Annotated in this window: 7 protein-coding genes; all 7 read right to left on the bottom strand. The window is 42.6% G+C overall.

The features are described 5' to 3' along the window. Positions 1–69 precede the first annotated feature (69 nt). Entirely contained in the window at positions 70–2,364 is a 2,295-nt protein-coding gene (locus QZ574_RS10130; protein WP_297089366.1) for a family 20 glycosylhydrolase, read from the bottom strand. A 124-nt stretch (positions 2,365–2,488) separates the two neighbouring features. After that, positions 2,489–4,033 (bottom strand): sulfatase-like hydrolase/transferase, encoded by a 1,545-nt coding sequence (locus QZ574_RS10125; protein WP_297089365.1) that lies wholly within the window; start codon positions 4,031–4,033, stop codon positions 2,489–2,491. Between the two features lie 19 nt (positions 4,034–4,052). Beyond that, positions 4,053–5,366 carry an alpha-L-fucosidase gene (locus QZ574_RS10120; protein ID WP_297089364.1) on the bottom strand — a complete coding sequence of 438 codons (1,314 nt, stop codon included), beginning with the start codon at positions 5,364–5,366 and terminating at the stop codon, positions 4,053–4,055. Between the two features lie 194 nt (positions 5,367–5,560). After that, complete coding sequence (locus QZ574_RS10115) at positions 5,561–7,867, bottom strand: GH92 family glycosyl hydrolase (RefSeq protein ID WP_297089363.1); 2,307 nt, start codon at positions 7,865–7,867, stop codon at positions 5,561–5,563. 100 nt (positions 7,868–7,967) lie between these two features. Then, positions 7,968–9,464 (bottom strand): arylsulfatase, encoded by a 1,497-nt coding sequence (locus QZ574_RS10110; RefSeq protein ID WP_297089362.1) that lies wholly within the window; start codon positions 9,462–9,464, stop codon positions 7,968–7,970. A gap of 2 nt (positions 9,465–9,466) precedes the next feature. Next, a complete protein-coding gene (locus QZ574_RS10105; RefSeq protein ID WP_297089361.1) occupies positions 9,467–11,305 on the bottom strand; it encodes a family 20 glycosylhydrolase in 1,839 nt (612 codons plus the stop codon). Then, on the bottom strand, positions 11,305–12,093 hold the full coding sequence (locus QZ574_RS10100; RefSeq protein ID WP_297089360.1) for an SGNH/GDSL hydrolase family protein: 789 nt from the start codon (positions 12,091–12,093) through the stop codon (positions 11,305–11,307). Before QZ574_RS10100 ends, QZ574_RS10105 begins: the two co-directional genes overlap by 1 nt. Positions 12,094–12,099: the final 6 nt, after the last annotated feature.

The following is a 12,099-nucleotide window of genomic DNA, read 5'->3' as shown; positions in this document are numbered from 1 at the left end:
CATTCCGGCCAATCAACAAAATGCGGATAATATTTTTATACTCTTCATTTGCCCGGCAGTTATCCATTGTTATTTTCCAAAAACAGCCTTATCAATCACCACTTTTTCGTGCCCCTGTACGCCAAATGCAAGTTCTATTGCACGAGGTTTTTCACTTGCTTTGTACACCAACAAAAATGCATGCCAGCCTTTTTTCAAGGCTACTTTTTCTGTTTTTCGAAACGGATTCCAATTTTTTGCCTTATCAATAATTACATCATCGCCAAAGTAGAACAAGCTTTCGCCATCCGATTTTAGTTCAAATTCGTAAACCCCATTTTCCGCAGCATATAAGTAGCCTTTATAAATGCGGGCTTCATGGGGCTGAACATTTTCCCCCAAATCGATTTTTGGTACTTCTTGAAATTCGGCAGCAGCCGGCAATTCTATTTCTTTTGCCGATTTAAATTTCCCGGAAGCCTTCCAAAGTTGCAGTCTCCCCTGTTCAGGTGCAATTTCAACTGCCTCGCGATAATCCATTTTTACCAACTTAATGTTCGTAATATCATTAAACTGTTCGCCTAAAAAGCTACGCACCTTTATTTCTCCTTCATTTTTTACTTTGAACGGGGCTGTATATTTTAATGAATTTCGCGTGGGTACTGAGCCATCGAGCGTATAGAAAATTTCAACTCCGGCTTGTGCGTAAGCTAAATCCAGGTTTACCAAAACACTGTCAACAAAAGCAATATTTTTACCATGGTCGTTCACTGCCGGTATGTAATAGTAAATATCCAGTGCATCCATTCGTGCAAACTGGCCTTCCATACGGTTAAAGAAATTCTCAAAATCCTTATTTTCTTTCATAGTCCAGGCTGTTTCGGCCATGGCTTGTAAACGCGGAAATGCCTGGTATTGCAGACGCTTAAAACTGGGTATCCACTCCGACCACAAATTGGCCTGAATGCCCAAAACATTGTTGGCTTCATCCGGTGTAAAATCGTCTGGAACAGGCTCGTAATTGTACACCTTCTCCATTGAATTATGATCGTTTAAATAATCGTAATAGTAAGCTGCAGTTGGCGTAACCACCACCTTGTTTCCGTTTCTTGCAGCTGTTTTTGGGGCATCGGGCACCCAGTTACGCCACCACATTACACTGGCATCTTCGGTAAGGCCTCCTTTCACAATCTCATCCCAGCCCATCAGCTGCTTACCTTTACTTTGCAGGAATTTTTCAATACGGCGGTTAAAATAAGATTGCAATTCATGTTCGTCCTTCAACTTATGTTTATGAATTTCACTCTGACAATGTTCGCACTCCTCCCACGATTCAATGTTTACTTCATCGCCACCAATGTGAATGTATTCACTGGGGAAAAGCTCAACCACTTCAGCCAATATGTGTTCCATAAACTCGTAGGTGGTTTCTTTGCCCAAACACGCCGGGTAGGTAAACACAGTTGCCCAACCCGACTCTTCGTTGCACGATAGATACGGATAATTGTCAATGGCCGATTTAAAATGGCCGGGCATATCAATTTCGGGCAAAACAGTGATGCAACGTTCATCGGCATAAGCTACAATTTCTTTTATTTGTTCCTGGGTAAAAAAGCCACCATACATGCGTTGTCCGTCAATTTCGTGGTAATTGCTTTCGTCAATTTTATATAACTCGTTTTCAATGGCACGTTCGTTACAAATACTATCCTGATTGTTTTCAATGCGCCAGGCTCCTTTCTCGGTAAGCAAAGGATACTTTTTAATCTCAATACGCCAGCCCTGGTCATCGGTAAGGTGCATGTGGTAGGTGTTCAGTTTATATAAGGCCAGGTAATCAATAAATTCTTTTACCTCATCAATATTAAAAAAGTGACGGCTAAAATCCATATGCATTCCGCGCCAAGTAAAACGGGGTTCGTCTTCCACCTCCACGCAAGGCACCAGCCAGTTGGCTTTCGTCACCTCTTTCCTTTCAATTTCATGTGGCAACAACTGCCGAATGGTTTGTACACCATAGAAAAAACCGGCTTCAGACGAGGCCTGAATGGTTATTTGTTTCGGACTAACCTGCAAAATATAAGCCTCATGAGACAAACCTTCAATGCCTTGAAAAAGGATGCCGTTGCTGGTTGTGCTTTGGGTTTCTGCCAATGAAAAACCGGCAGCTTTTTCAAATAAGTCCGAAAGGAAAGTAGCCGCTTTTTTTGCCCGCTCATCCTGAACTGAAAGTTTTGTTTTTGAAGAAAATTTAAAAGCTCCGTCTTTTAATATTAGACTTTTAGGTTGCGGAACAACAGAAATATCATCGGTTTTAAAACCCGGATTTGAACAGGATGCCAAGATTAGGGCAACCCAAAATAGGATTAAAGCACTTGTTTTCATTCGTTTTAATATTGTTTGTTTCTTTTAGCTATTTCTTACAGCGAATATGGTGCTGTGTATTTGCCTTGTTTCTGCTACAACGTTTGATAATTCTTTCTTCTGAAAAGAAAGTATGATTATCACCTTATTTATTACTATTCTTCAGTTTCAAAAATGCCTCTTCGTTAGCCAATGGAAGCAGATTGCTTCTGTCTCTTCTTCGAACAAGGTTCTGTAGCTGAGTGAGTGGGATATCTCCTCCCGAATTCTGGATTCTGGTATAAACCGGGTTATTATCTCGTTCAGGAATAAGTTCTAAAATCGTATTAAACCGGGCAAGCTCGTCTTTCACATTAGCTTCATCAATCAGGTTATTTGTTTCATATGGATCTTCCTGCATATCAAAAATACGTACCACCTGCTTTAAAGTATCTACGTAGGCTTTGTAGTGCTGACTACAAATGACCCGATCTCTAAAAACAAAGCGGTTTTGCAATAAGGTATCAGCAGAAAGGACAGCCGGTAATCCGCCCATTGACAGCGCCCACTCTCTTTTGCCATTGTTTAAATTACCACGTAGCACATCGGCAAATGAAACACCATCGATATTCAATAAGTTGCGATTTTCGATATTCGCCAAATCCAGCAAGGTTGGATAAATATCAGTAAAATCAACAAGGGCTTCTGTTTCGCCTGTTTTTCCATTGGGAGTACGAGCAATAAATGGTGCGTTTATTCCATTTTCGCTTAAAAAGGTCTTTCCTCCTCTTACGTAAGCGGTATCTCTTTTTCCAATAATCGAACTTGTTGTTCCGTTGTCGGTAGTAAGAATAAGGTAAGTATTATCCATAATATCCATCTCCTCCAAAGCTTCAACAATTTTACCAATAATATGGTCAGTGTATCTTACCATTGCCCGGTGCTTCTCAAATATTGTAGTAACACCGGGTTCAAAAGGAGTATGCACAAAAGGGGTGTGCGTTAAAACCATCGGATAATAAACACACATGGGGTGTTCTTTATTTTCGCGTAAAAAGTCGATTATAAAATCAGAGAAAATATCAGGCCCAAACTGGCCGTGATAAGTCTTGCTGCCCTCTTTTGTGTGAATATAGGGATCCCAATAACGGCTTTCACTAATTGGATTGCTACTTTCGTATCCGGTCCACATACAAAATTCATCAAAACCGGCTTTTTGCATGGCATCGGGTTCAATTCTAAAATCGTTAATTTGCCATTTCCCGGCTACACAGGTTTTGTATCCGGCTTTCTTTAGTTCGTTGGCAAAAGCCGGATTTTTTTGCGTATCGAAATTTACACCATGGCCCCACCTCGGAACATCGTAGTGATTAATCCAGCCATTTGTGTACGGGTACTGGCCGGTAACCAAAGCAACACGCGAAGGCGTGCACTGTGGCATAGAGTAGGCTCTGTTAAATTTAATTCCTGAAGCTGCTAGCAAATCAATATTTGGTGTATTTATTTCGCTTGCACCATAGGCTGAAATCCACTCCTTTCCCAAATCATCGATTAAAATAATGAGAAAATTTGGTTGCTTTGGTTTTGAGGGAGAAGTACAACTGCCCAATAAAAAACAAAGCAACACAACTAAAAACCAATGCATTTTCAGGAAGGAAAAACAATTTCCTTTTACCGCTAAAATAGTATTCTTTTTTTGTTGAGCTACCATCGCCGTCCCGTTTATGCTTCTACTTAATCGTCAGCCTGATTATCTGGTCGATCTCGTTTTCAGGCAATCCCCCGGTGTAAATAAATACGCCCTCATCCTGTTGTTTATAGTTGAGTTTTGCATCGCCCTCGAAGGTTTTTGCCGAGGTAATTTTCTGATTAAACTGCGGGATAAAAATGTAAGGCTTATTGTTTGGTTTCAGAATATGCACAAACAACTCTTTACCTTTTTTTGTAATGGTTCCCCAATCTTGAGAAGCAATTACTTTTCCACGAGTTCCATAAATGGTTTCGCCATATTTTGCTGTCCATTCGCCAACCTCTTTTAAGGTTTCGATAAACTCGGGCTGAATTTTACCATTAGGCATCGGGCCCACATTTAGCAACAGGTTACCATCTTTTCCGGCAGCTTTTACCAGGAAATCGATAATCTGTTTTGTTGATTTAAAGTTTTTGTCGTTTAAACCAAAGCCCCAAAACTTAGCCATGGTAGCACACGACTCCAGTGGCAGGTCGCTTACTTTCACTCCGGCGCTGTAACCACCTTTATTTTCGCCCGGCAAATCGCGCTCAAAAGTCTGAATATCTTCACCCGGAATAGGCTGGATGTGGTGATTGTTGGCAATTAAAGTTGTTGGGCTCAACTCGTGAATAAGACTGTAGATTTCATCGTACCGCCAGTCAACGGTCTTGCGCTCCCAGTGCCCATCAAACCAAATGCAGCCAATTTCGCCGTAGTTGGTCAACAGTTCCGTCAATTGTTTCTTCATAAAACCGATGTAGCTGTCCCAGTCGCCATCAACCGGTTTTCCATCCACAATTTTACTTCCGAAAGCATAATCGTCGCGTGCCCAGTCGAGCAGCGAATAGTAAAAGTTCAGCTGAATGCCTTCTTTTTTACATTCTTCTGCCAGTTCTTTCAGCGGGTCTTTCCCGTAAGGCGTGGCATCTACAATGTTGTAATCTGAAGCGTCGGTATCGAACATACTAAAACTATCGTGATGACGTGTGGTAATGGTGATGTATTTCATTCCGGCTGACTTGGCAATTTGCACCCACTCTTTGGCATCAAACTCCTGTGGATTAAAAAAATCTGCCAGACGTTTGTAGGTATCAAAAGGAATGCGCTGGTTGTGCATCACCCATTCGCCATCGCCAAGAACACTGTAAATTCCCCAATGGATAAACATTCCAAAACGCATATCGCGAAAATCTTCGCGGGCTTCCAGGTTTTCGGGTGTTGGGGTGTATTGGCGCATGGGAAAGGAATATTGTTGTGCATTTGCAGCCAAAATTCCTAAACTGAATAATGTGATTAAGATTACTTTTTTCATGATGTTCTATTTTTCTTTGTTTTGATATTTTCATTTACTCTACCCCTCACCCTGTCGGGAGCTCCCCTCATGAGGGGAGCCAGCTTTGAAATAACGACCTACATTTCATCAAAGCCTCTGGCTTTACATCTTACCGTTTCCCCTTTATGAGGGGAAATGCCTACAGGCAAAAGGGTAAAGAATTCTCTTATATTTTATTTCACCGAAAACTCAACCGGTTCCGGGCCCATTTCCATTTCTAAAATACCTCCCGAAACAATTTCATCATGACTTATCCAATAGCGTTTCATCGGCGTACCGTTTAAGGTCATTGATTGGATGAAGATGTTTTCCGGCGAATTATTATTTGCTATAATTTTAAATTTCTTTCCCTTGTAGTAGTTTTCATCTAGGCTCAATTCAACTTTATTAAAAACCGGACTGGTAATCTGATACTTGTTATCGCCCGGACAAATCGGATGAATTCCCATTGCCGACAGTACATACCAGGCCGACATTTGTCCCACATCTTCGTTACCACACAATCCGTAAGCATCTGTTCCGTAGGCTGCACTACAAATTTTTCGGGTCCATTTTTGTGTAAGTTGTGGCACACCTGCCTCGTTTAGCATGAAGGGCACATGATGAACGGGCTCGTTAGGATGGTTATAGTAATTGTTCCAGAGAAAGTCTTCGGGTGTATTCTCAAAAAACGATATTAATGAATCGCGAAAATGCTGTTCTCCACCCATCAATTCTTTTAAACCATCAATATCGTGCGGCACAAACCAACCTTGCTGCAAAGGATTACTTTCAATGCAACCCTGTCCGTGCACCGTTTTTCCTTTCCATTCTTTCCAGTTTCCTTCGGCATCGCGGGCCCGAAACCAGTTTACGTCCTTGTTCCAAATATTTTTGTAGTTTTTACTTTTTGAATAGTATTCATTTGCAACCGTTTCATTCTCTAACGATTCGGCAAAACGCGCCAGGCACCAGTCGGTATAGGCATACTCCAGTGTTTTTGAAATACTGTGGGGGGTGAATCCCAATGGTTCGTTACTAAAGGTATCCACGCTGTTTTTGCAATAGTCAAATGCTTTTGCGATATCGTAGTTGCGAATTCCTTTTTCGTAGGCATCAACAATTACCGAAACAGCAGGATTGCCGAGCATACAGCCCGAATAAGAATTTAACATCTCCCAACGCGGCAAATAGTCCCTGCCACTCAATTCGGCCATTTGAAGCAAAGAATTTACTTCATCATTCACCAACTCCGGGTTAATAATGGTTTGCAAGGGAAATTGCGAACGGAAAACATCCCAACCACTAAAAATAGTACGGTAGGTAAAATTGTTGGTTTGATGTATTTTTTTATCGGCACCTATGTAATTTCCGTTTACATCGGAAAAGGTACGCGGATCAATCATTGTATGGTAAAGTGCCGTGTAAAAAATTGTTTTTTCATCTTCAGTACCTCCTTGCACCTCTACATTATCAATGGCCTTACTCCATAATTCTCGTGCCTGTTTATGCACTTTATCAAAATCCCAATGATCGATATCGTGCTCCAGGTTTTCCCGTGCACCGTCCACACTAACGAAAGAAATACCGCTTTTAAGTAGCACCTCTTCCCCTTCTTTTGTGCTGAAATTGGTATAAAACCCAAGGTGTTTCCCTTGCATTTCTTTTGCATTTTTATGGCGTGTTGCATTTTTTACTGCATTCTGGTATTCCGGTTGTCTGATGTGGCGCATCTTTCTCCCTTCATCAGGAATAGCTGCACTCCAGATTCCATAATCTTCCAAAGGTTTGCTAAACTGGCACCAAAAATACACGGTATAATCTGCATTTCCGGCTCCGGCTCCCCAGCCACCACCTTCAGGTGGGCATTTCATCCATCCGGAAATGGTATTTTCATTTTCAATTTTAATGTATTGTTCGGTTGAAGTACCACCCACCCTGCGCGATAAATCGATTTGAATACGCGAGCTATCGTTTTCGGGATAGGTAAAGCGAATAATTCCGGCGCGCGGTGCAGCTGTCAATTCTGTTCGCACATTATAATCGTCGAGCGTAACGGCATAATATCCAGCCTTGGTCTCTTCTGTTTGGCGTGAAAAACGCGAACGATATCCCCCCTCCGGTTTTTCAGGCACTCCGCGGTTTGTAATTAGTTTTCCGGTAGTTGGAGTAACCAAAAAGTTACCCAAATCGCCAAACCAACCCACGCCGCTCATGTGGGTAAAACTAAATCCTTCCAGGGTTGGATGTTCGTAAGAATAACCACTCCCATTGTCGCCACCGGTATAAGTATCGGGGCTAAGTTGCACCAAACCAAACGGTGTTGCTGCTCCCGGAAAGGTTTTTCCAAAACCATGGTAATCGGTAGTTTTTTTTCCATAGGTTACTGCTCCAATAATAGGATTGATGTAATCTACAGGCTTTTTTTCGTGTGTTTTACATCCTGTAATTCCCATCACTGTAATCAACACTAATCCGGCTATTTTTTTTACTTTTTGCATGGTTTATACGTATTGCATATTCATGCACCACCTCACCACACCTGTGGTGTATTCCCCTCCTTCTCGCTTCGCAAGCCGGAGGAAATTTCGTGCTGCGATTTTATTTTTCTGTTTTAAAGATATCCACTTCCACATCATTTGGTTCAGCTGCACCTGCGGTTGTTCTTCCTTGCTCAACCAGCGTCATTAATTCAGAGCTCAGCTCCTGAACCACTTCCGGATATTTTTCATACACATTGTTTTGCTCCGTTTCATCTGCTTCCATGTTGTACAGTTGAATTTCGGGTAAACCGTTTTTGCGTGCCGCAATATCACCGGGACTACTCCAGCCTCCAGAGCCAGGGCACAATTCCAGTTTCCAGGGGCCTTTGCGAATAGAAAATTTGCCACTAATGGAATGATGAATTACTGCCGGATAAGGGCTTGGTGCTGTGCTATCTTTTAACAACGCTAGAATACTGTACGAATCTTCCCCGGCATTTTCAGGAACATCAGTTCCGATAATATCAGCGCAGGTGGCCAACAAACTGGTAAGACAAATTACCTGATTGTTTAAAGAGCCAGCTTTAATTTTACCGGGCCATTTTACTATAAACGGAACCCTGTGTCCTCCTTCCCAAATATCTGATTTTCCGCCTCGAAACTGTGCGCTGGCGTAGTGTCCAAACTCATTTTCAAGTTGATTTCCACGGGCAGCAGGAAACGAACAGCCATTGTCGCTGGTAAAAAACACAAGGGTATTTTCGGCTATACCGTTATCGTCGAGGGCGCGAAGTACCTGCCCCACCACGTCGTCGGTTTCCATCACAAAATCGCAGTAAGCCGACATGCCACTTTTACCCTGCCAGGCTTCGGATGGCACAATAGGCGTGTGTGGCGAATTCAAGGCGAGATACAAAAAGAAAGGCTCATCACTTTTTGATTGTTCAGCAATATAACTACTGGCATGAGTGCCTAAAAACTGCAGCATTTTTATGGTTGGCATGTTGTCGATTACCTTGCCATCTTTTATCACTGTTTCCATTGATGCGGAATGGTGAAAACCAAGATAGGTATCGAAACCACGCGTTGTTGGTCCGTTTGGCACAGTTGAACCTACCGGAGCCGGACTTGGTCTTCTTTGTCCGTTTGGATACACATCAACCGGGTTGCCTAACGAATCGTTAAGGGCAAAACCCAAATGCCATTTCCCCATGGCTGCGGTTGTGTAACCGGCCTGTTTAAGCAATGCCGGAACTGTTAACTGATTTTCAGCGATTAATGGCTCAAACTCCTGTCCACCACTTAGCACGCCGTTTTGCAAACGCGAACGCCAGGCGTAACGTCCGGTTAAAACTCCATAACGCGTTGGTGTACAAACCGAAGACCCTGAATGGGCATCGGTAAATACCATGGCCTCTGCTGCCAGCCTATCAATTTGCGGTGTTAAAATTTTTCCACGTTCGGGATTTAAGCACTGCACATCGCCATACCCCAAATCATCGCAAATAATGTAAACGATATTTGGATTGTCAGCTCTTGTTGCTTTTTTAGTTCTTGTACCCGAACAAGCACAAAATCCAAAAGCCACTATGGTTAGCAATAATATCTTAGTCATTCTTACCGTATTTTTAGTTCAGTTATTTTTCCCAACAAATTTCGGTCCTTATCAAACAGTCCGGCTTTAACGGTGCTCCGGTTCTCAACGGTAAAAACACCGGTGTATTGCTTTGCCTCAGCCGTTGGTTCGCTGCCATCGGTAGTATAAAATATGTCGTAAGCGGTTTCGGTGGTTAAATATACTTTTGCCTGGTATGACAATTTATCGAGTGCAAACGAGCCGTAAACACTGTACAGGCTTGTTGAAACATTTACTCCTTTTTGTTCCAACCTGTCGAAATGATTTTCGACTGCCGATTGAAAACGGTTCCAGTCTTTAACTTCGGGTGTACGCCAGGCAACTTCAGCATTGGCAAGGGTGCGTGGGTACAGCATATATTCGCAATGTTCTTCGGTTGGGGTAAATTCGCCCCACAAGCAAGCTTCGGTTCCCAAAACAAAGGCAGCTTCTTTGGTGCTTAATTCTTCAGGGATAGGCTCGTAAGCATAAACTTTTGATAGAGGCAATACCACTTTCGGGCCCTCGGGCTCCAGCTCCTGCGGTCCTTGCACCTGGCTGATGTACGAATGCGTATAATCTGTCATTATAGTTGGATAGCCACCTTTTGGGGCATCCACTTCGGGTGTATATTTCCCGCGACGCCAGGCCATTATAGTTGCTCCCTTTGCGCCTTTCCCACTCAGAATCTCGTCCCAGCCAATCATTGTTTTTCCTTTGGCGCTTACCAATTTATTTACACGTTGAATAAAATGGCTTTGCAGTTCTTCCATGTCTTTTAAGCCATTTTCTTCCACTACCTTTTGGCAATGTTCGCACTTACGCCAGTTGGTTTTATTACATTCGTCGCCACCAATGTGCAAGTATTGGGTTGGAAACAATGCAGCAACTTCGGTAAGTACATCGTCTAAAAATTCGTAGCTTGTTTCTTTTCCGGCACAAACGGCATTATCAGGTGCCTTTCCTCCGGTTGCTACTTCAAAGTTGGCTGAATCAACACAAGATAAAAAAGGATAAGATGCAATTAAAGCTTTGCTGTGTCCCGGCACATCAATTTCGGGAATCACTTCAACATTACGAATTCGGGCGTATTCAATCACCTCTTTAATATCTTCCTGCGTATAAAAGCCACCAACGGTTTTAGGTTCATCGGGAGTAGCCAGTTCACGCTGCCACCAGGTAATTCCTGTGCGGTCGGCTCGCCAGGCACCTTTTTCTGTAAGGTTCGGATATTTTTTTATTTCAATACGCCAGCCCTGGTCGTCGGTTAAATGCCAGTGGAATTTATTGATTTTGTAGGATGCAAACACATCGATCTGTTTCATTACAAATTCTTTGGTTTGAAAATGGCGCGATACATCCAGCATCATTCCACGCCAGGCAAAACGTGGATTGTCTTTTATTTTCATACATTTTGCCTCAGCTTTTCCGGTTTTTACAACCAGCGCCTGACGTAAAGTTTGAAAACCGTAAAACAGTCCGGCATAACTTCTTGCCTGTACTGTTATTTTACTGGTAGAAATGTCTAAAACGTACCCTTCTTCGTCAATAGTTTCATCATTTACCATTTCAAAAACGATAGCGTTTACCCCTACTCTTTTTCCTGTTTTTATTTCTAACCGGAGGCCTGTATCGTCGGCTATTTTTTCCAAAAAGTAGGTTTCAAAATCGGTTGCCACTTGTTTGGGGATATACACCCGCGTTTCAGCAGAGAGTGTAAAAATCCCATCTCTTAAAATTACCGACTGAGGTTGTGGAATAAAAGCGGGTTGTTTTTCCGTGGCTTTAACCGATAAGGAAACAATTAGTATTGTGAGTAATAATATTATTCTGGTCATCATTATAAATTTTGTTCAATTATCCGGGCTACTTCTTTGCCCTGTTCTGTTTTGCCCAAGTCGTTGTAATGTACGTCTCCGGGCTTAATTGCCCACGCTTCGAGGTTTGGTTTTGTAAAAGCATACAAATCGTTTATGGCAATGGCCGGGTAATTTGCCAAAACCTGTAAGGCAGCTTTGTTGTATCGTACGCTATCGCCCGCGTATCGTCCGGCAGCCCCTTCAGGTACCGGCGTTGTGGTGGCAAAAATGAGTTTTGCCTGTGGAAATTCTTTTTGCAGGTAGCTACAAACCGCGTTTAGCTTGGTTTTATATTCTTCAACAGATGAAACCTGCTTGCCATTTTCCTTATCCAGCTTACCATTGTTCAGGTACTTTAAATCGTGAAGGCCCACATTAAAATGAATGACATCCCATGTAAAATCCCAACCATTTTTCAAGTGCGGCTGAAACATCGTTTTTTGCATCTCTTCGGTTCCGGGAATAAGGTGCTGACTTGCGCCTCCGTTTCTGTAGGTGCGGAAAACATCAGCCCGGCCTTTCAAGCTATTACGAACAATTGGGGTGTACCCAATAGATATGGAATCGCCGTAAAGTAAAACCTTAGGGATTCCTTTTTGCGGGTGCACATAATCGAAAGCCGGACCTGTTAACAGACGTAAATTATTCCAGGCTTCGCGGCACACTTCTTCTTTGCATTTTTTCCCTCGTGAACCGGCAAAGGATAGTGGGGAGAAACTTATTGCCGCCACCCCAAAGACTGCATTTCTAATAAATTTTCTTCGTTCCATAGCTTA

The organism is uncultured Draconibacterium sp., from assembly GCF_913063105.1.
Classification (GTDB): Bacteria; Bacteroidota; Bacteroidia; order Bacteroidales; family Prolixibacteraceae; genus Draconibacterium.
This window is presented reverse-complemented; position numbering and strand designations above follow the sequence as displayed.